At 52.5% G+C, this 24,179-nt stretch carries 21 protein-coding genes and 6 pseudogenes; 9 read left to right on the forward strand and 18 right to left on the reverse strand.

What is annotated here, in order from left to right:
* Positions 1-180: 180 nt before the first annotated feature.
* The 7 genes and pseudogenes from JH25_RS27630 to JH25_RS0127070 form a co-directional block, all read right to left on the reverse strand.
* A complete protein-coding gene (locus JH25_RS27630) occupies positions 181-642 on the reverse strand; it encodes a toxin-activating lysine-acyltransferase (protein ID WP_050549347.1) in 462 nt (153 codons plus the stop codon).
* Entirely contained in the window at positions 635-2,362 is a 1,728-nt protein-coding gene (locus JH25_RS28645; protein ID WP_164699517.1) for a hypothetical protein, read from the reverse strand. The genes JH25_RS27630 and JH25_RS28645 overlap by 8 nt, the downstream gene beginning before the upstream one ends.
* Positions 2,359-3,483 (reverse strand): SbmA/BacA-like family transporter, encoded by a 1,125-nt coding sequence (locus tag JH25_RS27955; RefSeq protein WP_081883299.1) that lies wholly within the window; start codon positions 3,481-3,483, stop codon positions 2,359-2,361. Before JH25_RS27955 ends, JH25_RS28645 begins: the two co-directional genes overlap by 4 nt.
* Positions 3,484-3,550: 67 nt before the next feature.
* Positions 3,551-4,969, reverse strand: coding sequence for a TolC family protein (locus tag JH25_RS16675; RefSeq protein ID WP_081883300.1), 1,419 nt, complete (start codon positions 4,967-4,969; stop codon positions 3,551-3,553).
* On the reverse strand, positions 4,969-7,122 hold the full coding sequence (locus tag JH25_RS0127065; protein ID WP_050549350.1) for a peptidase domain-containing ABC transporter: 2,154 nt from the start codon (positions 7,120-7,122) through the stop codon (positions 4,969-4,971). Before JH25_RS0127065 ends, JH25_RS16675 begins: the two co-directional genes overlap by 1 nt.
* Positions 7,123-7,131: 9 nt before the next feature.
* Positions 7,132-8,388, reverse strand: a complete 1,257-nt coding sequence (locus tag JH25_RS16670; RefSeq protein WP_032877930.1) for an HlyD family secretion protein — start codon at positions 8,386-8,388, stop codon at positions 7,132-7,134.
* A 385-nt stretch (positions 8,389-8,773) separates the two neighbouring features.
* Positions 8,774-8,974, reverse strand: a pseudogene (locus tag JH25_RS0127070) (IS3 family transposase); the annotation flags it as partial.
* A 234-nt stretch (positions 8,975-9,208) separates the two neighbouring features.
* On the opposite strand from JH25_RS0127070, the gene JH25_RS16665 reads away from it, so the two are divergent.
* On the forward strand, positions 9,209-9,829 hold the full coding sequence (locus tag JH25_RS16665; RefSeq protein ID WP_032881110.1) for a LysE family translocator: 621 nt from the start codon (positions 9,209-9,211) through the stop codon (positions 9,827-9,829).
* A gap of 35 nt (positions 9,830-9,864) precedes the next feature.
* Here JH25_RS16665 and tnpC read toward each other — a convergent pair whose 3' ends face one another.
* From tnpC to tnpA, 3 genes are all read right to left on the reverse strand, one after another.
* On the reverse strand, positions 9,865-11,403 hold the full coding sequence (gene tnpC, locus JH25_RS16660; RefSeq protein WP_032877932.1) for an IS66 family transposase: 1,539 nt from the start codon (positions 11,401-11,403) through the stop codon (positions 9,865-9,867).
* 61 nt (positions 11,404-11,464) lie between these two features.
* On the reverse strand, positions 11,465-11,800 hold the full coding sequence (tnpB, locus tag JH25_RS29035) for an IS66 family insertion sequence element accessory protein TnpB (protein ID WP_032877934.1): 336 nt from the start codon (positions 11,798-11,800) through the stop codon (positions 11,465-11,467).
* Complete coding sequence (tnpA, locus tag JH25_RS27960) at positions 11,797-12,129, reverse strand: IS66-like element accessory protein TnpA (protein ID WP_236648038.1); 333 nt, start codon at positions 12,127-12,129, stop codon at positions 11,797-11,799. The genes tnpB (JH25_RS29035) and tnpA overlap by 4 nt, the downstream gene beginning before the upstream one ends.
* A gap of 343 nt (positions 12,130-12,472) precedes the next feature.
* On the opposite strand from tnpA, the gene JH25_RS29040 reads away from it, so the two are divergent.
* Positions 12,473-12,703, forward strand: a complete 231-nt coding sequence (locus JH25_RS29040) for a hypothetical protein (protein WP_050549352.1) — start codon at positions 12,473-12,475, stop codon at positions 12,701-12,703.
* A gap of 74 nt (positions 12,704-12,777) precedes the next feature.
* On the opposite strand, the gene JH25_RS27985 is transcribed toward JH25_RS29040, so the two are convergent.
* Positions 12,778-13,020 carry a barstar family protein gene (locus JH25_RS27985; protein ID WP_442961408.1) on the reverse strand — a complete coding sequence of 81 codons (243 nt, stop codon included), beginning with the start codon at positions 13,018-13,020 and terminating at the stop codon, positions 12,778-12,780.
* A 141-nt stretch (positions 13,021-13,161) separates the two neighbouring features.
* Here JH25_RS27985 and JH25_RS29045 point away from each other — a divergent pair.
* A pseudogene (locus JH25_RS29045) lies at positions 13,162-13,290 on the forward strand (hypothetical protein); the annotation flags it as partial.
* A gap of 80 nt (positions 13,291-13,370) precedes the next feature.
* On the opposite strand, the pseudogene JH25_RS29355 reads toward JH25_RS29045, so the two are convergent.
* The 5 genes and pseudogenes from JH25_RS29355 to JH25_RS16635 form a co-directional block, all read right to left on the reverse strand.
* Positions 13,371-13,679: pseudogene (locus JH25_RS29355) on the reverse strand (nuclear transport factor 2 family protein); the annotation flags it as partial.
* Positions 13,680-14,009: 330 nt separating this feature from the next.
* Complete coding sequence (locus tag JH25_RS16650) at positions 14,010-14,858, reverse strand: SDR family oxidoreductase (RefSeq protein WP_032877936.1); 849 nt, start codon at positions 14,856-14,858, stop codon at positions 14,010-14,012.
* Positions 14,859-14,944: 86 nt separating this feature from the next.
* On the reverse strand, positions 14,945-15,328 hold the full coding sequence (locus JH25_RS16645; RefSeq protein WP_201772882.1) for an antibiotic biosynthesis monooxygenase family protein: 384 nt from the start codon (positions 15,326-15,328) through the stop codon (positions 14,945-14,947).
* Positions 15,329-15,378: 50 nt separating this feature from the next.
* Complete coding sequence (locus tag JH25_RS16640; RefSeq protein WP_032877938.1) at positions 15,379-16,851, reverse strand: aldehyde dehydrogenase family protein; 1,473 nt, start codon at positions 16,849-16,851, stop codon at positions 15,379-15,381.
* Between the two features lie 13 nt (positions 16,852-16,864).
* Positions 16,865-17,986 (reverse strand): NAD(P)-dependent alcohol dehydrogenase, encoded by a 1,122-nt coding sequence (locus JH25_RS16635; RefSeq protein WP_032877940.1) that lies wholly within the window; start codon positions 17,984-17,986, stop codon positions 16,865-16,867.
* A gap of 104 nt (positions 17,987-18,090) precedes the next feature.
* On the opposite strand from JH25_RS16635, the gene JH25_RS16630 reads away from it, so the two are divergent.
* The 3 genes and pseudogenes from JH25_RS16630 to JH25_RS28000 all read left to right on the forward strand — a co-directional run.
* Positions 18,091-18,531 (forward strand): winged helix-turn-helix transcriptional regulator, encoded by a 441-nt coding sequence (locus tag JH25_RS16630; RefSeq protein ID WP_032877942.1) that lies wholly within the window; start codon positions 18,091-18,093, stop codon positions 18,529-18,531.
* A gap of 405 nt (positions 18,532-18,936) precedes the next feature.
* A complete protein-coding gene (gene tnpB / locus JH25_RS27995; protein WP_236648091.1) occupies positions 18,937-19,122 on the forward strand; it encodes an IS66 family insertion sequence element accessory protein TnpB in 186 nt (61 codons plus the stop codon).
* 121 nt (positions 19,123-19,243) lie between these two features.
* A pseudogene (locus JH25_RS28000) lies at positions 19,244-19,802 on the forward strand (transposase); the annotation flags it as partial.
* Positions 19,803-20,133: 331 nt separating this feature from the next.
* Here the strand turns inward: JH25_RS28000 and JH25_RS29250 are convergent.
* Together JH25_RS29250 and JH25_RS0127095 are read right to left on the reverse strand one after the other, a co-directional pair.
* Positions 20,134-20,838: pseudogene (locus JH25_RS29250) on the reverse strand (tyrosine-type recombinase/integrase); the annotation flags it as partial.
* 14 nt (positions 20,839-20,852) lie between these two features.
* A pseudogene (locus JH25_RS0127095) lies at positions 20,853-21,199 on the reverse strand (LexA family protein); the annotation flags it as partial.
* 230 nt (positions 21,200-21,429) lie between these two features.
* Here JH25_RS0127095 and JH25_RS16620 point away from each other — a divergent pair.
* From JH25_RS16620 to JH25_RS16610, 3 genes are read left to right on the forward strand one after another with little or no spacing between them, the layout of a single operon-like run.
* Positions 21,430-21,858, forward strand: coding sequence for a TIGR03757 family integrating conjugative element protein (locus JH25_RS16620; protein WP_081883305.1), 429 nt, complete (start codon positions 21,430-21,432; stop codon positions 21,856-21,858).
* Positions 21,855-22,796 carry a TIGR03756 family integrating conjugative element protein gene (locus JH25_RS16615; RefSeq protein ID WP_032877947.1) on the forward strand — a complete coding sequence of 314 codons (942 nt, stop codon included), beginning with the start codon at positions 21,855-21,857 and terminating at the stop codon, positions 22,794-22,796. The genes JH25_RS16620 and JH25_RS16615 overlap by 4 nt, the downstream gene beginning before the upstream one ends.
* Positions 22,797-22,816: 20 nt before the next feature.
* Positions 22,817-24,178, forward strand: a complete 1,362-nt coding sequence (locus JH25_RS16610; RefSeq protein ID WP_032877949.1) for an integrating conjugative element protein — start codon at positions 22,817-22,819, stop codon at positions 24,176-24,178.
* Position 24,179 lies beyond the last annotated feature (1 nt).

A 24,179-nucleotide genomic window follows, 5' to 3' on the forward strand; every position in this document is an offset into this window, starting at 1 on the left:
ACGGCCACCCGTTCGCTATGGCGTGACAAAAATGCGTCCATTATTCGGTTGTGCTGTCAACAGGGAAGATAACGTACGTTAACTTCGGCAACATAGATAGAGCTGTCTAAAAAAACCTGGATAATTCAGCTGTCTGGAATCTCCATCGCACTAAATTTTGAAAGTTTATTTGAAGACTCTCTAGATCTTACGCCGCACTACTTTCCGAATCGAATAATCATCCTCCCTACGGGCCCAATGAACTGTATTTATACTTTGCGATTTGAAAACTCTTCTAATTTCTTTCATCGCGAATACCGCATCCCCAAAGGGAAAGCAACAATCTATTATCCATGTTTTATCACCCTCATCCCATTCAGATTCATGAAGTGAGAAGTTAGGATCTTTCAATAGACGCAGTTCAACATCATAGCTAAGGTTGGCCCAGGTTACATACCCAATAGGGTTGTCGAAGACATCAAAAAAAATTATTATTTGTTTGTGCTGGATTGCCGACATTAGCCAGCCTCTAAAATCTATCAGTCTAAATAACAAATATTTTGGAGACTGCATCGCAATCCAAAATGAAAAACCTAAAGTTTTTGCTTGGTCTTCGATGCTGGTTTTTTTACATGCGGTAAATAATCTGTATTGTTTATTCATAAAAAACCTCAATCATATCTACATAAAAGCAAGTTGCCGACTTCATTGTATTGTTTTTTTCCAAAATCTCTGAAAATGAACCTGAATCTATTAAGTCGCCATGGATAGTATGGATTTCGAAACGATTATTTTGTGCGACGTAGACAATCAATATATCTCCGTCTCTCCAGAACAAAGTATTAGTTGCAGTATAATGCTTATACGTTAAAAACGCTGAATTGATCGCTCTTTCAAACAATTCACCGTATCTTGATTTTTGTTCAACAAATGACTTTGCCTGACGAGATTTTGGAATCATATCTTGCAAGCAGAACAATACTGAACTAAACCTATTCAACCGAGTCACATTGATACTTACAAGCTTACAAAAAGCATCATAATTTACTCCATATATCTCGGCATTATGCTGCACAAGATCAAACAGTGAGTCATAAGCAAATGTCAGGTCTTTCAGAAGATCTCCGTTCGTTGATACCCAGCAAAAACTTTCTTTTGTCTTATAGAGCTTTTGCTTAAGGAGCTGCCTGTAGAGTTTAGATATCCAGTATTCGTATCCCTCCCACCCATTACTGAGTTTTATTGGAGTGACGGAGTAATTATCTAAAGCGAGAATTTTATTCAATAAATCAGAAAATCTAGAGAAGTAAACATTATCTGATAAGGTTTCAAGTATGTCTATCGGGAATCCTGACTGAGCTGCATTGTATATCGACAAGTTTTTTACGTACTCCCGATTAAAGGTAGCTAATGCCAAGCTTGCTAACTTATTCGAGTTCTCCATTGTAACCATCTGATACTTGTACAAATAAAAACAAATTTCTCGAATGCTATCGGTCGCAGGTTCATACTCCATCAAAAAATGTTTTATGTTGAATCCTTCCCACCACATATCGTTTGAAAATACTGTACTCCCCGCTAAATCCATCCAGGCACCGTCTAAGGTTATATTGGATGCACTGATGCTTTGGTGGAATATCCTTTTTGCTCTTGCTGCCGCAAATTGTTTTGCATAGCGAGAAGCAAGCTCCGAGAGTCTATAAGCTAGATTTTCATCTAAGGTTTTAGCTGGGCTAGCCAAATTGCTTTCAGGCAAGAAATCAACCAATTTCTGAATTGCTAATTTTACTCGTTTTGCATCTTCACTCAAAGCATCTAGTTTTTTTTCTTTGAAATATAATGCTCTTATAAAGTGAGCTGGCCGTACGGCAGGCATCCTGATCAGCAACCCGCGAGGGAGTGTTATATCCGGCTCTTCGAAATCACATTCTAAGTTTATAACTGCAACCGTTCTTACTGCTCCATAGGGAAGCGCGATGTTAATGATCTCAGACCAAATGGATTCATAAATAGCAACGTCTAACGATAAAAAACCGTTCGCGTGAGAATTTCCGTATCTATCCCGAGGCCTGTCACCTACTAATTGGTTGGGCCCCAGTCCTTTTGAATGAAACACTCCATCGAAGCCACAGCGCCCCCCTCCGCCGTTAGTGGAAATCCCATCCCCCCCGTATCGTTCTGCATAAAAAATCTTCGTATCCAATAAGTTATCTGATTTTTGTGAGGTATCAATAGTTACGTAGTTATATTTTGAGATTATCTCCAAGTCAGTTAAGTTGTGTCCAAGATTTTTATTATTGTAGACAACCTTGCCTTTTTTGGCTTTTACAGTTTTAAATTCTACAAAAACCTCTGGCAAATCATTCAGTGTTAATTTTTTCACGAAGCCTCCTTAATCATACAGCTTGTGACGAGCTCATGGCACGCTGATAACTCTGTTTGGTATGCTAGAGCCTTATCAAACGATATCAATCGATCAGTTGTCGCTTTCCATTCAGCTAAACTGGGATAGGCATTAATGAACCAACTTAAATTTTCGCAAAGATTCCCAAATGCTGAGTTAATCTGCATAACATCGCCGAAAGTTATCGAGCCAGAAAAAAACCGTGGCACTGCCAGCAAACTACTAAAAAGCAACGATAACTGACCGTAAATTTCTGTGAACAATGAAAGGCGCACTTTAACCCTAATTGTCCGACGCATATTGGCGAGGCTAATATCCAGTTTTTCGCTAATATTGTTTTTTTCAAGACTTCGTACTGTCTTGGCGGACTCAATATTATTTCGATCACGAAAACGCACTAAAAAATAGCGAAGATCTGCCTCTGACTTTTGATGATAATTATTCAGCGATACCAGCTTAAAACCTATCTTCTGGCTTATATACATACCTAGCGCAGCATATATAATCGCCGCCCAGAACATATAGGCAGGTACCTTTACTCCCCATAGTGACGCGTTTCCTGAAATCGCGATGAGAACTACACTGAATGATACTACACTTGCCAAAGTATAAAGGAGCCCACACGAGAGATAAACTGTTGAGTACGTAAACTTATTAATATCCTCAGCAATGCGCTGGTCGGGGTTATCAACACGACGCTCAACCTGACGAGGCTGCGGAGATCTAATTATCCACGCAGAGAGATAGTGATTGGTCAGCCATCGACGCCATTTTAGTGCAAATATACCTACTAAATAGGTGGTCAGCACTGAGCGCGCCACTGAGAAACATACAACTCCAAGAAAAACCAATACCAACATGTAGAAACTTCGAGCATTCATCTCTTGAATGGCGTTGTAAAAATGCTTATACCACTCATTGAGCACTAATGCGCTTGCAACCCCCAGCAATGAGAGCGTCACCAAGCCAATGAGCGCGCACCATGCAAATATTTTTTCTTCCGACTTCCAATACAGCGAGAGCAAAAAAGACGTACTTCGCAAAAATCCACTTTTGTTGAATTTTGACGCATTTATACTTTCTGTATCAGTGTTCATCATGGCTTCTCGGTTTTTTTGCGTTTATAATTTTATTTATAAATTTCTATTTTATTTCAAGCACGACTAGCTATAACGCCCAGAACCCCAGGCGTCCTAAGCTCGCCGCTAATTTCAAACGCGCCATTTGCCAGCTGTTCAGGGCATTAATGTGTTGCTGCTCTGCAGACGCATACGCAGTCAATGCATTAAGTAGTTCGATCATGCTGCCAACGCCCGATTGGTAGCGGCCTCGCACGACTTCCAGTGCCTGGTTGGATTGCTCTACCCACTCGGCCGTTCTTTCCAAGGATCGCGTTTCAGTGATCAGCGTTTGATAGTTGCCCCAAAGGTCTATCGAAATACGCTGCTCAACATCGCTTACCTCTGCCTCCCTCGCTTCCAGTCGAGCTTGAGCTCCTCGTACTTGGTAAGTGCGCTCGAATCCTTCAAACAAAGGGATACTCAGTTGCAGCCCAACGCTGTTATCGCGTGTGCGGCTATCGCCGTTGAACGCCATTGATTGGTTAAGCTGCACATCAAAGGCGTTGGCAACCAATGACAAGGTAGGACGGCCTTCCGCCTTGCTCTCGTCGATGGCTGCTTTTGCCGCATTCAGCCGAGCCTTGGCAGCAACGAGCGAAGGATGATCCTGCTTAGCTTGCTCAAGCAGCTCGTCAATACCTTTGACAAATTGGGTATCCGGACGCCGTGTCAGGCTTCCGGCAAGCTCCAGTGCTGCCCGCGGCGCTAGCCCCATGCGCAGGGCCATCAGGCCCTTGGCATTGACTAAAGCTCCGTTGCTGCGGACTTCGTTAAGTGCCGCTTGGGAGTACGCCGCCTGGGCTTGAAGGCGGTCCGAAAGTGCAGCTGCACCTGCGTCATGCTTGGCGCTGGCGGCCTTAAGGTTTTCGGCTGCCAGGGCCGCCACCTGAGCAGCAGCAATATGACTATTTTGTGCAGCTAGGGTGTCGTAATACAACTGCGCAGCCAGTATGAAGGTTTGCTGCAATTGCTCATCTTGATTAGCGTTCGCAGCAATCAACAAATGGCGAGCATTGCGCAAGGCTGCGTCGCGCCGACCAAAATCAAACAACACCCAGCTCAACGCCAATCTGTGATCCACTTGGCTTTTATGGCCGCGGCTGGAGTATTCCTCACGCTGTTCATAGTTCGTGTGGTTGCGACCCGTGGTGATACCCGAACTTGCGTTGAGTCTGGGAAGATACGCCGACTGCCGCACCCCGACATACGCGGCCTGAGCTTTGGCATTTGCCCAGTTCAGCCTCGCCTGGGGATCGTGACAGAGCACCCGCTCTATCATGTCTTCCAATGTTAAACGCGCAGGTACCGGGTTGCTCTCACACGCACCGGGAACACTGTCGATGGGTTGAGTAGCTGTTTGTGCACTTGTATGCTCAGTCGCGAACACATCCAGACCTGCTGCCAGCCCCCACTGAGAGAAAGCATAAAGACAAGCCACTACCGTGGCGGCGCGTGAAACCCTCATCACGGAGAGACCGTGCCAATGCCATGAATACCATGGGTCTCAACAAACTGAGCCGGTACAATCCGCCCATGCTCCAGCATCACCACTCGATCTGCCGATGCAATCGTCTCAGCGCGATGAGCGATAATAATCCGCGTCACTTTCAGCGCTCGCACGGCCTCATTGACTTGTTGCTCGCACGCCATATCCAGATGGCTGGTGGCTTCATCTAGGATCAGTACGTCGGGTTTCTTGTAGAGCGCTCTGGCTAACAGCACACGCTGTTTCTGACCGCCCGACAACACTGTCCCCATATCGCCCACCAGGGTGTTGTAACCCATCGGCATAGCCAGGATGTCGGCATGAATGGACGCCATGCGCGCACACTCCATAGCCCAGCCCAAATCTGGGTCTGACTCAAAGAACACGATGTTGTCTGAGAGTGAACCGGCGAACAGGCAGTCGTCCTGCATGACTGTCCCGATCTTGCCGCGAAATGTATCGGCGCCCAGTTGTTGCAGATCACTGCCTGCGACACAGATCTTTCCTTCAGTAGGCTGGAAGATTCCTAAGAGCAAACTGATAAGGGTGCTCTTGCCACTGCCCGAGACTCCGGTGATAGCCACAGATTCGCCTTGCGCGATGTATAGATCGATGCCATCGAGCACGAATGGCTCTTGATCGGAATATCGATACTTCACACCTTTGAATTCGACATCTACAGGGCATACGGGCCACGTCGTGCAGGTGAGCGTCCCACGACTATCTTCCGGTGGATGCATGACGATATCGGCCAGCCGCTCGCTTTGCAGACGAAGCATGTAAAGCTCAAAAAAATGGTCGATCAGATTCGCGACGCGACTGACGAACTGATTTTTGTAAGCCATGAAAGCGATCAGTACTCCGACGGTAAATTGGTTATTCATGACCATCGATGCACCAACCCCAATGGCAATTAGGTTTTCCAAACCAAATATCAAACCATTCAACTGCGTGTAGATCATCTGTAGCTTCTGTGCTCGTAAACCTGCGTTGATCTGCTCTACGAGCAGGCCAAGCCAGGCTAGACGCCGCTCGTTCTGGCGCTGGAACAGTTTAATTGGCCTTATGCCACGTACTGTTTCCAGGAAGTGGCTTTCCTGGCGAGCGGCGTGAACAATCTGCTGTTCATTAGCCCGGCGTAACGGGTAGTACCACGCCCAGCGAACCAGGGCGTACAGGAGCATCGCGGTTGCGGCTATAGCCGCCAGTAACGGGCTATAGATATACATTAGAATTAAAGTAGCGATGGTCATGAGACCATCGAGCACCGCAGAAAGGAAGGCCGCTGTTAGGGTGCTCTGTATGACATCGACGACACCAAAACGGGACACGACATCACCTAGATGCCGCTTTTCAAAATAGTTGATAGGCAGACGCAGCAAATGACTGAATACGTTGGCGCGCCATTGCACGCTTAATAGCGTACTCAAATGCATCATGACCCAAGCCCGTATGGCGCTAACTATTTGCTGCATCAGCAACAGTAAGCCAAAGCCGATAATCAAAGTTGTCAACAGGTCACGATCTTGAGTGACCAGCACGTTGTCGAGCGTCCATTGCAGAAGGAAAGGACTGACCAGTGAGAACACTTCCAAGGCCAATGCCAAGACTAATACCTGCCCAAGGGAACGGTACAGACCACTCACCTTTCCCAGCATGCTCATCAGTTTGATCTGGGGCTTGGGCTCCTGCTTTTCAAAGCCCCCCTCCGGCCAGACTTCGAGCGCTACACCGGTAAAACATTTGCTGGCCTCGGCCAAGCTCAGATGCCGTATGCCACTTGCCGGGTCATGCACAATAATTCGCTGATTCTCTACCGCCTTGAGCACAACGAAGTGATTTAAGTTCCAATGCAAAACACAGGGCAGCTTGAGTTTGTTCAGCTCATCGAGCTCCAGTCTGACAGCCCGAGTGCCGAGATTGAGCTGTTCGGCAATCTGGATCAGTTGCCTGAGCGTGCTTCCCTTGAGCGACACGCTGAATTTGCGGCGCAAGTCCATCAACGTGGCATGATGACCATGAAAGCCTGTGATCATCGCCAGGCAGGCCAGGCCACACTCCGTCGCTTCGGTTTGCAGAATTAAGGGCAAACGGCAGCCCATTCGCAAGGAAATTGCATCGAGGTAACTCAAGCTGCTCTCCTATAATTTTCCGGTCAGGCTGTAGAGTGGCTCAAGCACCCATTCATAGAGGCGGCGGGTTTCTTGCAAAATGTCAGCCTCAACCAACATGCCGGTTTGCAGCGGGCGTGGCTTGCCATATGCCATTACCGATTGCGCTTCGATGTCAACGCGAATGCGATAAATCTGTTCACCTTCAAGGCCAAGCCCTGGAACGCTACCCGTCATCGTTGCCAGATCGGCGGCCGACAGCGATGCTTTTGAGATAGATATAACGCTGCCACTGTGTTGGCCGAACTTCTGGTATGGATACGCTTGATATCGCACTCTCACTAAGTCACCGTTACGAATAAAACCTATGGCTTTACTCGGCGCGTACAGTTCGGCTTGCAGATGAGAATTAGCGGGCACGATGCTCATCAAGACCCGCGAGCTATCAACTGTCTGACCTGCCTCAACGAGGATTGCGGTGGCTACGCCATCTTGGGGAGCTGTAATGGTCAAGGCACGCTTGGCTTCACTTTCGATGAGCTCTTGCTGGATACCCGACAGCGAGCGCTGAATGCCGGCAAGTTGGTTTTCATGCAGTGACGAAAGACCTGCAAGCTCATGCTGGGTCTCCACTAACTGCTGATTAAGAACCGTCGTTTCGCGAGCCAAGCCTTGGAGAGTCTGATGCTGGCCAAGTAACTCGGATTGGCGCTGTTGAAGCTGATCCACTGAGATGTAGCCCTTATCCATCAACCCCTGATAACGATCAGCAGCATTTGTCGCCAGTTTAACAAGCTTCTCCTGACTGGCCTTCTGCTGCGCCAGAGTCCGCAACTGTTGCCGAAGACTGTCCAGTTTGCTTTGCAGGCTTTGCAGTTCTTCAGCTTGAAGTTGCTTTTTCTTCGTTAGTTCATCACTCAAAGAACGCTGCCGCATTGCAAGTTGATCACTCACGTCGGCCTGAACCGGCCGTGAGTCTCCCGCATACCGCTCGCTGGAAATTCTAAACAGTGGCAAGCCTTGCTTGACGGGTTGGCCTTCCTCGACAAATCGCTCCAAGACAAGACCATACTGAGGCGCGTGTATTTTCAATTGCCCTGAGAAAGGCACCAGTTGACCTGGTACGGTGATACGCTTGGTATAGCTGCCCCAAAGAAAAAAAGTCACTACCATGGCCGCGAACAACCCCGCAACCAGTGTGAGGACGGTAAAGGAGACTGGCCTAACAAGCACGATTTCACCAAGCCAATTCACATGCCGTGAGGCCATTGCTTCAATCCGGAACATTGGTTTTGGGGATTTCACAGGTCGTCCTTAATGCCGGTTACAATCCAGAGCAATACGCATCCTTGCAAGCTGATAAAAACCTGGTGAACAGCAATTAGTACTGAGAGGGAGGCTATTTTCAGATTCTTAAGTCATTTTACAGGCGGAAAGCACCCGACTGTATAAAAATTTAGTAAATGGGGAAGCTCGACTTTTTGTGCTGACGCCATCAGAGTTGAATGCAGGATTACACCATATCAGACATCCTGATTGCACTACTGTCGTTGACCGTGCCTGTTCTGACCGGTTTTGTTGTGGCGCCCACGCGTTGGTGGTGGAGCTGTTGGCGCTGATTGAAAAGTGACCCACCCTGTGAACTGCCCCCCCAAAATTTGGACAGGAGACGCTATTGATTCAGCGCCTGGATACGAAATTGTACCGGACTCAAGCCATTCAGTCTGAGGCTTATGCGGTCTTGGTTGTAGTAGGCGATGTAATCCTCTATGCCTGATGCCAGTTGCTCCACACTCTCAAATGATTCCAGATAGAAAAACTCGCTCTTGAGCGTACCGAAAAAGCTTTCCATAGCGGCATTGTCCAAGCAATGGGCCTGTCCCGTGACAACGGACGCCAAGAAGCGATACTTAAATCGTTCTCTTGGAGGTTGCCATGTATCCATCCACTCGCCGTAACTACACCGATGAGTTGTAAGCGTCCGGGGGACACACCTTTCTGATTGCGCCGGCGTCCTGACTGCACGTGCTCCAGCATGACCCTAAGGACGGTGGCACGCGCGGCAGTTCAATTGTAGGATTGACGAAAAATGGTTATGGATATCCATATGAACCTTGCGACGCTAGCGTTATTCCTGCCCGCCTGCTTTGCCCTGAATATGGCGCCTGGGCCCAACAACCTGCTGTCTATCAGCAATGCAACACGCTACGGATACCGCACATCATGCATGGCAGGTGTTGGTCGCTTGCTGGCGTTCGCGGTGATGATTGCGCTGGCTTCGGCAGGCTTGGCCGTAGTGTTACAAACTTCAGAGCTAATCTTCTATGGGATCAAAATAGTTGGCGCGGCATATCTTTGTTACTTGGCATACCAGTTGTGGAGAGCTACACCGCAAGCGGAAGCTGAGTCAAAAAACGCCCCGATAGGTCTATGCGCGCTGGCAAGGCAGGAATTCCTCGTTGCCGCAGGCAACCCCAAAGCCATCCTGATTTTTACCGCGTTCTTGCCTCAATTCGTCGACCCAACGGCAGACATTGGTTCTCAGCTTACGTTGCTCGGTCTTCTGTTTTTGGTATTGGAGTGGATTGCGATTGGCATCTATGCGTACATCGGATTGCATATGCGACGTTGGTTCGCTCTGCCTCGTGGTAAGCAAATTTTCAACCTTTGCTGCGCTGGCTTGTTGTCGGCTGCCGCCTCAATGCTATTGATGACACGTCGAGCTTGATCCGCAGTAAGCAGATGATGATAAGTGTCTCCGACTCATCTGCGTGGTGGGATGGGTTGCCACTTATGCGGCAGCAACTGATCAATTTCACTCGCCCGCTGCGTCGGCAGGCGCGTAAGAACGTCCTTCAGATAAGCATACGGATCATGCCCATTAAGCCGCGCAGACTGGATTAAACTCATAATCGCTGCTGCCCGTTTGCCGCTACGCAGCGATCCTGCAAAGAGCCAGTTCTTGCGTCCAAGCGCCCATGGCCGGATCTGGTTCTCTGCCCAGTTGTTGTCTATGAGTACGGCCCCGTCATCAAGGTAGCGCGACAGCGCTGCCCAGCGTTTCAGGCTGTAATCCAGCGCTCTGCTGATGGCTGAACCTTCAGGCACGAGTTCGCGCTGGGCCATCATCCAAGCATTTAGTTTATCCATCACAGGTACGGCTTTCTCTTGCCGTATTCGGCGCCGTAAATCCGGCTCCAGGTCGCGCACTTCACTCTCGATTTCGTAAAGCAACTGGATGTAGCGTAGGGCCTGCTCGGCGAGCATGCTCTTGTTGGTGGCATGTAGTTCGAAGAATTTGCGCCGCGCATGGGCCATGCAGCCGATCTCGGTTACGCCGAGTTCGAAACTGGCCTTGTAGCCGCCAAAATCATCGCAGACCAACTTGCCCTTCCAGCCTTGCAGGAAGTTGCGAGCATGCTCTCCGGCGCGGCTGGGGCTGAAGTCGTAAACCACCGCTGCCAAGTCCGAGAACTGGCTGGTGGCGTAGGCCCAGACATAAGAGCGGTGGGTTTTCTTCGCGCCCGGAGCGAGCATCTGTAACGGTGTTTCATCGGCGTGAATGACCTGCTGCCCGAGCACTACGTCGCGTAGCGCATCGACCAGAGGCTGCAATTGGACGCCAGTAACGCCAACCCATTGAGCCAACGTCGAACGTGGAATCGCCAAGCCAGCTCGACCGAAGATCGATTCCTGACGGTAAAGGGGCAGATGGTCAGCGAACTTCGCGATCATGACGTGGTCGAGCAGGTCCGAAGTCGGGATGCCCTTATCAATGACCTGCACCGGAACCGGCGCCTGGATCAGTGTTTCACAGTCATCGCAGACCCATTTGCCACGGACATGGCGCTCAACGGTAAACATGCCAGGCGCGTAATCAAGCTTCTCGCTGACATCCTCGCCGATGCGCTTGAGTACGCAGCCACATTGGCAGTGAGTATTGTCCGGTTCGTGATGGATCAATGTGCGTGGAAACTCTGCCGGTAATGCCGTGCGCTTGGGCTTTTGCTTTTTATCGGTCGCCGTTGGCGCTGTTTGCAAGGCTTGAAGCTCTGCTTCAATTGCCGCGATATCGGGATCGATCAGGTCATCTAGCAGACTGGCCTGCTCAGGATTCATCTGCTCGCTGCGCTTGGCAAACTTCAATCGTTTGAGCTGCGCGATCTCGTGAGTCAGTTTCTCGATGACCGTTTGATCACGGTTGATTTTCTTGCCCATGGTGTCGACTTGCGACAGCAACTGCGCTGCCAAAGCACGCAGTTGGTCGGGGGACATTTGATCGAGATTGGGCGAAGAAGTCATGCCCCGGATTTTTCCAGAGCAGGCGGTTCGCGGCGATAGACCGATAGGCTAATGGCAGCCGTTAAAGCAGTGTGATCGCGCCGCCGGAGCCCGCGCGTTGCCAGGGCAGCCCTACTACCAGGGCTTGGAGTTGCTCGGAATCCAACTGCATTTCAGATCCATGGCGAATACCTGGCCAGTGGAACTTCCCCTGGCTCAGTCGACGAGCAGCCAGCCAGACCCCGAAGCCGTCATGCACCAGAACTTTCATGCGAGTGGCGCGACGGTTGGCGAATAGATAGGCACAGTGCGGCTTCGCCGCACCGAACACCGCGATCACTCTGGCCAACGCAGTCTCGGTACCTGCTCGCATGTCCATCGGCTCGGTGGCGAGCCAGATGGAGTCGATCCGGATCATCGCAGCAGATCTCGAAGAAAGGTCGCGCAGGCAGCAGCATTTTCCGTTGGCCAGTTCACTTTGACGGTGCCACGTGTGTGCTGGATCTCAACGCAGATATTCGGCGATGCAGCTTGCGAATTTGCTCCAGCCAGCTGCATGGGCAACGGAATGAAAGCAGGTTGCAGCGCCGTATTTTGCTGCGTGTGTAACCGAATCCATTTGTGGACGAGGTTTGCGTTAAGATTATGGCTGAGCGCGATGCTGGCAATCGAAGCGCCTGGCTGGGCACACTCTTGAATAACCTGGGCTTTGAAGGACTTGGAATAGGAACGGCGTGTTGGCTGCATGAAATACCCACTTAAAAGGCTAGAATTGGTGCGCACATAAATTTAAGTGCACACCATGTCTTGGCTTTGCGGGGCTTGGTAGGTGACTTGGCCGGACGGATACCGCACTCAGCCATAATCTTAACGCAAACCTCGTCCACAAATGGATTCGGCTGCAATCGCAGAAAAGCACAGCGCTGCAACCTGCATTTATTCCATTACCCGCGTCGCTGGCTGGGGCAAAATCCCACCCATCATCATCGAATATCTGCGTTGAAAAACAGCACACGCGCGGCACCGTAAAAGTGAGTTGGCCCACTGAAAATGCTGCTGCCTGCGCGACCTTTCTTCGAGATCTGCTGCGATGATTCGCATCGACTCCATGTGGCTTGCCACCGAGCAGAAGGACATGCGCGCCGGTACCGAGACGGCATTGGCCAGGGTGATCGCAGTGTTCGGTACGGCGCAGCCGCACTGTGCTTATCTGTTCGCCAAGGCGCATTGGCTGGACGCTTACCAAGTCTCGGAAAAATGGCTATGCGTAGTGGACAATTCCTATGGGACGACGCTACTCGATAGTGTCATCGGATCGTAGGACATCAAAAGGGTAGAGCCTACCTCCAGCAAGTAGGCTCCATCACCCACAAACGAAAGGCAGCAGTTTAGCTTTCAGCGAGGTGTGTCTGCCAGACGCTTACATTCAACCTTCATTTCGGTAAGGCATTCATGCATAAGCCTCGCATCCTCAGGTAAGCGCTTGGATAGCGTGTTCCACCCTGAATTTTTTAGGTGCTCGGGCATTTCCACTAGACCCATTATCGCGTCCCAGAAAGCATCCCAATTGCAGCCATACCACTCAGGAAAACCTAGCGCATCCTTCAAGAAAAAATGGAGTTCCTCAGAGCTTGACACCCCACTCAGGTCAATAATTACCGATGTGCAATCTGCTCATCGTCATTACCTCAAAAAACTGTTAACCGGCGAACGCATGCCAGCGGCTGAATCAGAATGCTTTTGCTATCATTTTTGGCGTGATCAATTCGGGGGGCGGCAATGAAGCGCTTCATTCAAGGTGACCATCGCGGACAAGCCACTTTGCTTCCCGAAAGCCTTGACGACTACGTCAGCAACACAAATCCGGCGCGAGTAGTCGACTTTTTCGTCGACGAACTCGACCTAGGATAGTCGGCGGTGAAGATCGAATTACATGCTTTGGCCCTGGTCAACATGACTGAGCTGCTGAAGCATATTGGTGCTGAGCGTTAGAATCCTTCACCTTCGTCTGTTACTGGCATGTTTGAGTAATGGACCTTAACTATTCGCCATACTCCACCAACCCTTACAAGCATTTGGCTCTCGCGCCCCTCAGTATGCAGCGGCTCACCGTTTTGGCGGAAAGTGGCGTCAAATGCCCAGTAGAACTCTGCATAGGCTGCATTCCCGAATACCGTTATGCTGATGTCGCGTGGCACCAGTTTTCGAGCGGAAAACATATCGCCCATGGTCTGGATGTAGAAGTTGTCCCTGACCTGCACCCAGCCAATTTCATGGCCCCGAGGATGAACGAAGCTCGCATCCGGGGATGGTGAGCCAGATCTTCTCTGCCAGGTTCAAATCGGTGCCATTAATATCGCCATTTATTGAATTCGCGTACTGCTCGATCAAGGACCTAATCTCATTGTTATCGCTAAGATTCATCGTAACTCTCCTAAAGTTGTACCAAAGTCCCACTAATAGCGGAATCAACCTAACTAAGTAAATGATTCGCTGTTTTTAGCGATTTACATTCCGTCGTAATTGCATCAACAGTGACGGTATTCATGCATCTGAAAGGATGCATTGGAGCGGATGCGGCTGTGACCTTGCGTCGCAGTTGCGACGCAAGGCTTAACTGTGCTGAATCAGGCCTTCAGCGCCTGCGCAACAACGGCAGACAAAGGGGTGGTTGGACGACCTAGTAGCTTCGAAAGCTGGTGCCCGTCATCGAATAGTCCGCCCTTCGACGCACCAACGTCCCAAGATGCAAGCCCATCCGCCAGACTTTCCGGTAGGCCCGCGCCTTTGAGGGCTGCGGCGTAGTCGGTTTCGGGAATATCGGTATAGGGGATCGAACGGCCTGTCTGCTTGGAGATTTCCGCAGCAAGATCAGCCAGCGTATAGGCTTCGTCGCTGGCCAACTCGTAAACCTTCCCGGCGTGGTTTGTGCTTGTCAGAACAACAGCTGCTGCCTCGGCATAGTCGGAACGAGGGGCAGAGGAAATCAGTCCGTCGCCAGCGCTACCGTAGAAAGCACCGTTGGCCAACGCGGCCGGAATCGATGCTGTGTAGTTCTCCGTGTACCAGCCGTTGCGCAGAAGCGTAAAGGGCACGCCCGACGCTTTGAGAGCCGCCTCGGTCTGGATATGTTCGTATGCCAAATTCAGCGGCGACGTATCCGCATGCAGCAAGCTTGTGTAGACGATAAGCTTGACACCGGCCTTTTTGGCAGCAGCGATGACGTTGGCGTGTTGAGGTACACGTTGCCCCACTTCGCTGCTGGAAATCAGCAGTAGTGTATCCACGCCACCAAGCGCCGAGTCGAGTAGATCGGATTTGGTGTAGTCGAAGGCACGGGCCGCAACGCCCAGGTTCGAGGCCTTGACTGGGTCGCGCACCAAAGCCACGATATCGGACGCAGATGCTTTGTGCTTGAGTTTCTCGATGACAAGACGGCCCAGTTGGCCGGTGGCGCCAGTGACTGCAATGCTCATGATTTAACTCCTACATGGATGAAAACGAACAGAAAATAGTTTGGCTCAGAACTCACATGCTGAGCGGTAAGGCCGTGCCTCGCTACTTACGGCGCTTGATAGCGCTTCATCACCATCGTCGCGGGATCGATCAGCGAAACGAACTTCTGCGCAGCAGGCGCAGAAGAAAAACTGGCCATCGAGGCGTCGGCGTCGGCTACCGATCTCCAGTGCACGATCACCAACCATTCGCCGTTCTTACCTGCGGCCGATTCACGTGAAATGAACCCTGGCTGGTGGGCGACATGTTCGCTTTCCACGGCCTTGTCGACCGGTGCGAACTGGGCATAGCTGACACCACTCTTAAGGGTGAGAGCTACCACCTCAATAACGGGTTTAGCTGGGGTTACGGTTTGGGCACCTGCTTGTGCAGCAAATCCCAAAACGAAGCATGCTGCCGCGATAAGGCGAGGAAACTTGGATCGACTCATGTACATTTCACTCCCTACAGACTTGTCGTAAATAAAAGGCAATTAACACGTCAGAACGGATAGGCACGCCGCACGCGTTGTACGCTGATCCAATGATCGGTGGTGAATTCGTCGATAGCCCAGTCGCCGTTGAAGCGACCGATACCTGAATTTTTCTCGCCGCCAAATGGCGCATTAACCTCATCGTTGACAGGAATATCGTTGACATGGGTCATGCCGGCGCACACTCGTTGCGCGAACCATGCGCCGCGCTCCAAGTCTCCAGAGAACACAGCGCTGGAAAGACCGTATTCGCTGGCGTTGGCGAGTTCGAGCGCATGTTCCTCATCTCGCGCAGCAAGGATGCCGACCAAAGGGCCAAAAATCTCACTGCGGGCTATCTCAAAATCCGGCTGGACATCGGCAAAAACGTGAGGTGGCAGGACTTGGCCTTGGGCTGGCCCTTCCAGCAAGACACGTGCGCCTTCGGCCTTCGCCTGAGCAATCTTTTTTTGCAGGCCCTCTAACTGCTTCACGTTGATGACTGGACCGATAACGGTGCTAGGCAGCGAGGGATCGCCAACAGACAGTTTGGAGACGCGCTCCACGAACAGCTCTATGAAGCGCTCATACACAGGCTGCTCGACGATGATCCGATTGATCGCCATGCAGATCTGGCCGACGTGCAAGAATTTGCCCACGACGGCTGCATGCGCAGCCTGCTCCAGATTTGCATCGGCTAGTACGACAAAGGGGCTATTGCCGCCCAGCTCTAAGGCCACGTGCTTGAGGTGCTCCCCACCGCTTGCAATGCGACCGATGCCGCGGCCCACTTCGGTCGAACCTGTGAAAGAAATCAGCGCTGGCACTGGGTGCTCGACAAAGGCGTCCCCAATATTCGAGCCTGTCCCAACCACCACACTCAGCACGCCGGGCGGCAGTCCGGCCTCCTCGAAGATATGGGCGAGCAGAAGGCCTCCAGTGATGGGGGTGTCGCTTGCAGGCTTGAGTACTACTGCATTGCCCACCGCCAGCGCCGGCGCCAATGAACGCTGGGTCAGGTGCAATGGGAAGTTCCAAGGGCTAATAATGCCTACCACCCCTAATGGCTTACGATATACGCGGCTTTCCTTGCCGGGAACATCGGAGGGCAGAATGCGACCCTGCACGCGACCGGGAAAACTGGCCGCTTCCAACGTGATTGCGCGGGCGGAGGCCCATTCGATCTCGGCTTTGATGCGAGTGCTGCCCGACTCGCGGATTAACCAGTCGATGATCTCGTCGCGGCGCTGCTCAAAAATTTCAGCTGCCTTCAATAGAACCGTTGAGCGAGCGGCGGGCCCAGCGGCCGCCCAGGCGGCTTGGGCTTGCTTGGCGTAGGCGTAGGCGTCATCCAGATCGTCACGGCTAGCCAGCGGTATTGTGACCAGTAACTGTTCATCGTAGGGCGAGCGGTTTTTAAGCGTCTGGCCGGAGCAGCCTGCGCGCCACTCGCCGGCGATGTATTGCAAATTTAGGTTCTGGTAGGCATCTGATCGACTCATAGTAATGGCTCCTTTATCGCAGCGGCGATATCCGCAGGATTGGCTTGAGAGTGATACCTTTCTCGCTGTCCGCGGCCGCCTGGTTGATCTGGTCGAAGTCGTAGAACTTGACCAACTTGTCGAACGGGAAGCGGCCTTGCATGTAGAGGTCCACTAGCCGCGGAATGAAAATATCCGGCACGCTATCGCCTTCAATAATGCCGAACACGTGCTTGCAGTTCTGCATTACATCATTGGCGTCCAATTCGAGTTGAGTACCGAGTTTGGAAGCTCCGACGATGCCGCAGCGGCCGCGTGGACGCAGTGCAGTGACCGCGGAACGGATCACCGCCGGGATGCCGGTCGAGTCCAGAGCGAAATCCACGCCATTACCGGTAATCCGCCGAATTTCCTCAACCGGGTCCTGCTCGCGGCTGTTGATGACGTGGGTCGCACCCAACTCCAGAGCCAATTGCAGACGCGACGGAACCACGTCGATGGCAAAGATAGTGCTTGCCCCGGCTACACGGGCACCGAGCACCGCGCTCAGTCCGACCGCACCGCTTCCGAAGGCTGCGAAGCTGTCACCAGGCCCGATTTTGAGGGCGTTGATGGCCGCCCCAGCACCGGTCTGAATGCCGCAACCCAACGGCCCCAGCTGTTCGAGCGGCGCGTCCTTGCGCACCTTCACTACGTTGCGCTCGTTGGCGACCGCATATTTACCAAACGAGGACTGGCCAAAGAAACGGTCATGAAGCTCCTGGCCGGACGCGTCATCCAAGGCGTGCGAACCGTCGTGACGATGGCCCGAGAAATTCAGAGCATTCAGACGCTCGCAACTGGCCGGAGCGCCTTCGTGGCAGGCGCGGCACTGGCCGCATGAAAGGAAAGTCAGAACGACGTGGTCGCCCGGCACCACCTTGCTCACTGCGGCGCCGACTTCCTCCACCACGCCGGCACCCTCGTGTCCCAGCACAATAGGCTGTGGCACAGGATAGACTTGGTCGCGCGCCACCATGTCCGTGTGGCACATTCCAGTGGCGACCACGCGCACGCGCACCTCATTATCACGTAGAGAGGCTATGAAAACTTGTTCAAGTACAAAGGGGCCGCCTGGTCGTCTGACGACAGCGGCCGTAAAGTATTTGGTGCACATATTGATCAGCCCTCATGCCGACTTCTCAGCAGGATTGACGGGAACGACGCATGCACTATAAATTCACGGCTTATTTTTCGTAAGTACTTACAAAAATGTAAGCTATGAACAATGTCCTTGACGTAACAGTCTTCAGTGAAACCGGCGACGCTTCGCCGCTAGCCGAGAGGATTCGGCATGGCAACGTCCTGGCCAAGGCGTGCCCGTCGCGTAAGCGACTGCAACATCTCACCAGCCGCTGGGCCGTTTTGGTACTGTTGGTACTGCTCGATGGAACGCTGCGGTTTAGCCAATTGCGGCGCATGATCGAAGGCGTGAGCGAAAGGATGCTGGCGCAGACGTTGCAACAGCTAGAGGCAGACGGAATCGTCCGTCGCCGGGTCTTTAAGACGGTGCCCCCCCAAGTTGACTACACACTCACGCCGCTGGGCAGGGAGGCTGCGCTGAAGGTCGTGGCGTTGGTTGATTGGATTGAAATCAATCTGCCGCTTCTCGAAAACACCGTGGAACCACACCAAAAATCAGAGGCCGAACGCCTCGGATGACAAATTTCTTAACGGTGCAATGAGCGCGCGCTCCTGCTCAACGTGAAGTAGCACTAGCTTCCCGCGATCCAGATCCGCCAGGACTGTGTGCATGGGCACTCCCCCCCAGCCACGGCATCAATGTTAACGTGATCGCAAGTGGCTGCCGATTTACCGTGATAAACCCGTCGCGCCACTTCCCGCGTTTGTACCGCTGCAATCGATGCCTAAACGGCACACTGATGAAGCGGTGTCTATCGTACTGTCGCTGGGCGACAAATCCATCACGGTCAAATGGCCCGTATCAGACGCAGACGGCTGCACACGCTTCATCCGTGGCCTCTCGCAATGATCCGCCTCGATGCTATCTGGGTCGCCACCGAGCCGATGGACATGCGCACAGGCACCTAAACTGCGTTGGCCCGCGTGGTGGCGGTGTTCGGTGCGGCGAAGCCGCACTGCGCCTATCTGTTTGCCAACCGCCGCGCCAACCGGATGAAGGTGTTGGTACACGATGGCGTGGGCATCTGGCTTGCCGAATGCCGGTTAAACCGAGGCAAGTTTTACTGGCCCGGCACTCATAGCGGCCAGGAAGTCGAACTCGACGCTTAACAACTGCAAGCGTTGGTGCTCGGTTTGCCATGGCAGCAGGTTGGCGTCAACGGCGCAATTACAGTGATTTAGTTCCGCCTTTGACCTGTGGTGGATGAGTTGCTTTGGTAAAATCCACGGCATGACTTCCTCGCCCAACCTCGACCAAATGACACCCGAACAACTGCGCGCCTCCGCTACGCAGTTGCTATCGAAGGTCGACACCATGGGCAGGAAGATCCATCGTGACGAGACGATTATCGAACAGCTCTCACGACATCGCCAAGCGCATCGGTGAAGACGTTAGCGAGAAGCTGGATTACACGGGCGGCGTGTTCACCGTCGAACGCCATGTCCGTTGCAAGTAGGTCTGCGATGACTTCGAAACGCTGACTCAGGCACTGGTTCCGGCGCAAGTTATTGATAAGGGCATCCCGACTTCGGACCTGCTCGACCACGTCATGATCGCGAAGTTCGCTGACCATCTGCCCCTTTACCGTCAGGAATCGATCTTCGGTCGAGCTGGCTTGGCGATTCCACGTTCGACGTTGGCTCAATGGGTTGGCGTTACTGGCGTCCAATTGCAGCCTCTGGTCGACGCGCTGCGCGAAGTAGTGCTTGGGCAAGTAGTCATCCACGCAGATGAAACACCGGTGCAGGTGCTCATGCCGGGAACAAAGAAAACTCACCGTTCCTATATGGCATTTGGTCAGGCCGTTCGGCGATGCGGGTGGCGACTCGACCAAGCATCCACCTAAAAAACTCAGGAAGAACCTCAACCCCTTCACGGAGTAACCAATCAAAGTGGCCACAGAGAAGTTTCCACCTTGAAGCAGCGCCCGGATAACGTAAATACTCTGAATTGTCCAAGCCTCGAAGCCCGAACCTAGATATTGAGAATGGTCGAGCTGCCTATGATTTCTCGGGTTACTCGGCAAATCAATCTTGATGCTGTCATCGACAGCCTCGAATCCTATCGTGACGGATTGCAGGGCCGACTTATAGTTCTTTTGCCGGGCCAACGTAACTACCTCAGGTGCGCTTAGTGGAGTCAGCCATAAACATCATGTCAATTTCGTCCTCATGCGCAAGAACGGATTGAACCTCCAGCTGGTTGATGAGATGCAAGTAAATCATCGTTATTTGAACATCTGAATGCCCCAGCCTGTCTCTGACATAAAACAGTGGCTCACCTTCAAACTCTCTGCTTTTTATAAGGGCAAGCAAGGTATAAGTCCCGTAAGTTTGGCGTAGCATATGAGCCCGAACATAGAAGCCGCACTTTCGCTCATAGGACTTCATAACGTCCACTACGGAATTCTTTGAATAATGCCTGCCTTCATTAGTTAGGAGCAGCGCAGTAACACCTCCATGACCATTGGACTTACGAACCTCTCGCTAGTGAAGGGAGTAAGACCACATGCTCTCCATCAGCGAGTAGGGCACATGGATAGTCCTAGGCCTTTCGTACTTGATATGCATGTCTGAAGGATTAAAGGCAACGCTGACCATTTGCCCTGAGCGCACTCCCTTTTTCAACCTAGGATTGAACACATATTTGAGAGGAAAAGACCTAGCCTCACAGGAGCGAAGCCCTGTACACACCATGAGGTGGAATAATATCTGGTAACTTGGATCAGTATCCAGGGCAAGGCATACCTTGACTTGATCCTTGGTCAAGAATTTGGTCAGGCGCTTTCGGTCGCGCACCATCACCGAAGCCTTCATGCTCTCCGCTGTTGAGGTCGACCTTAACGCTCATGGTCACGCACGCTGTAGTTGACCACACCCCATATCATCAGGTCGTCGCCTTCCATTACGTACCTGGGGGATATTTAGGATTTTCAGCCATCAAAATCACTTGGTCATCGCGACTGTGCAGACGCTTGCACAGGCACTCGGCATTGAGCGCCACAATAACGATATCGCCATGACGAGCCGTTTTGCTTCGGTCAACGATCACCAGGTCACAGCTGAAAATGCCGACACCTTGCATACTGTCGCCTTGGATCTTGGCCAAGTAGACGTGTGGTGCACGGATTTAAAAAAGCTCATCCAGCGAAATCAACTTTTCCAGATGATCAGCCGCCGGCGATGGGACCAAGAAGGGTCGCGCTCATAAACTTGGCCTGAATATATACTGCATGGATAGCCAGTTAACTGTGCACTCACTGCGTCGTCAATTTGAGCCGACCAAGTGCCATCTCTAATCCAACCCATACGAATTCGTCGCTCTCAAATACCCAAAGCTTCCAAATTCCTATTTCTTACTGCGCTCAAGACAGTCATCCGGTCTTCTGTACCTGAATCCATATCAGGTACGGTGCCATGCTCCAGATCCTTACCCATCTTAGCGAAACGCGGCGCTGGCTGTTTTCACTGCTAATGTTCTTGTCCACTGCGTCCCACGCGGAGACGTGGGTCATTACAAACCGAGCACATCCAGTATCCGCACCTTCTGGCGCTCGCGTCATCTTCCTGGATGATCAGCAGCGCCTTGAAGAACAACTTTCCAACCAACTACCCGCCGATCCAGGCCAGGCAGAAGCAGCCATTCAACGCTACCTGGTCAGCCCTGCAGGGAAGCATCTACAAAACGAGCTGGCCCAAGCCCAGCAGGGCGTCACAGACGCCTGGAGCCTGCGAGTCGAAAAACTCCCAGCCGTGATCGTAGATCGTCGCTACGTCGTGTACGGCGAGCTTGACGTAGCTAAAGCCGTCGCGTTGATTGAACGAGCGCGGAGCCTGCCACGATGAGACGCTCACGTTTAGCGATCCGGCCTTTGTCGCTGGCTATCACTTTCAGCCTGTCATTCAGTGCATCGGCTGCGATCAACTCGGCAGCGATTATTGCCTCGACCCTGTCACCAACCTGCCTGGAGTACAAAGTGGTCGGCATCTGCTACTGGCTGCTCTGCACGCCATTCGGATGCAAAGTCAAAACCTCGACCAAGGTTCGTCACTACGTACCGGACGCTGTGGTGTCTGCATATGCGAATACAGGGATGAACCCTTGGATAGAGATGTCACCTCTTGGCACCCCGAATCCGATGGCCCAAGCGGGCAACGACGGCACTACCAATCACGTTGCCGAGAACAACATCATCAAATTTAAGGAAGCCGATGTCATCGGCCATCCAGGTGGTGCGGCGTTGAGTCAGTTTGCCAGCGCCTCGGGCTATGTATGCAAAGGCGCAACCTTACCGCTTGTGCCTTACTTTCTGAGCACCCTTGACCCCATTGCTTGGCGATACGGCGCCCCGGAATCCGTATACCCCGAAGCACTCATTCCGGGCATGCGTGAAGTCGGTAGCCTGCTCTCAGCAAGCAGCTGGGGGAACGTCTACCCGCGTAGCGGCTTCCTTAACCAGACTGACGACTACAAAACGGGCGCAGTTATTGCGCAGCGTGCCGGCGACGTGGTTACCCGCCCAGGCCAGGTCCATGTCTACTTGCCGATGCTCGCCCTTCCCTACCCCGGCTACTGGCCTGCAGGGCCGCTACGCGAAGGTGACGCCTCCACTGGTAAGTGGCAAGAGCTCACCCCAGTCCTCAACCCGACTTGCGCAACCTTTCCCACCATCGGTCCGAACATCGATGCGCAGGATGGCGGCTACGCCTGGGCACTCTGGCGCCCTTATTCATGTTGCCAGCGTCGTGGCCAGACCTTCCTCGGCAGTACGGACTTCCAATGAAACAGCGATCGGAGCGAAGCATGAAACTCACTACCTTGGCGATAGGGCTCACCTGCAGCCTCAGCAGTGCAATAGCGCTCTCTGCTGACCCAATCAACGTCTCATCCTCTGGAAGCGTAATTGGGGACAACGTGCTGTATAGCATTGGCGGCGGCAACGCAGTCACCATGGGGAGCGCAGGTAACATGGATAGTATTTCTGTGGGAGGCGGTTGGAATACCAATCTAATCTGCGGAAACATGAGCCTGAGCACAACCCTCGAAAACCAATTGAATGGTGCTACTTCCGGCTTCAAAAACATCATGAGCTCGGTGGTACAGAGCGCCACCAGCGCCGTGGCTTCGCTGCCGGCACTGATTCTTCAACGTGCGAACCCGGCGCTATACAACCTCATCACCAACGGTATTTTGCAGGCCCGCTTGGACTTCGACCGCTCCAAAGGCACATGCCGCGCCATTGGCGAAAATATGGCTGATATCGCCGGTAACCAAATGGGCTGGGGCAAGCTTGCTGAAGGTCAGGCTATGAGTCAGGCGCTGACATCCAACACGGACGCAGTTTCGGCGGTGGAACAAGTCGAAAAGAAGGGTGGCAACGATGGCGTCACTTGGGTTGGGGGTGATAGAGCAGGTGGTTCCGGTCAGAAGCCAATTCGTATCGTAGCCGACGTCGCCAAGGCGGGCTACAACCTTCTGAACAAGCGCTCGGCCGGCGACACCGGATCCATCAGCAAGGCGAACTGCAACAACGGCATGGTGTGTAATGTCTGGTCATCACCCCAAGAAGCGTCCAGCTTCGCCAACCGTGTATTGGGTGAACAGCAACAGCAGACCTGTGACAGCTGCCCTAAAACGGTTACTGCTGCAGGCGTCGGTCTTACGCCGCTCATCCAGGAAACATACGACACCAAGCTGAAAGCCCTGCAAGAACTTCTGAGCGGGAACAAACCCCTTTCGGTAGAAAACCTAGAAGCAGCGAGCAGCAACTCATTACCCGTCACCAGAGGCGTTGTGGCGGCCCTCAAGGATGAGCGCGATCAGGACGTACTCGCTCGCCGGCTTGCCTCCGAAGTCGCGTTGTCCGATGTACTTGAGAAAGCTCTGACCCTGCAGCGCACCTTGATGGCAGGCAGTCGGGAACCGAACGTCGCGGCTAATGACCTCGCCGTCCAGGCAGTCGGCCAGCAGAGCTCCTCGCTGCAACGGGAGATCGGCAACCTCAAAATGGAACTGGACATGCGTCAGCAGCTCGCGAAGAACTCGCCTCTGACCATCATTGAACGCAGCAAAGCACGGGCAGAAGACTCTCGTGGTGTGTCCTCGGGAGCACCAGAAACGGATCGATTAGACCAGTTGCAGTCACCCGCCCAGAACAAACAGTGAG

This window comes from Pseudomonas sp. BRG-100 (genome assembly GCF_000737955.1).
Lineage (GTDB): Bacteria > Pseudomonadota > Gammaproteobacteria > Pseudomonadales > Pseudomonadaceae > Aquipseudomonas > Aquipseudomonas synxantha_A.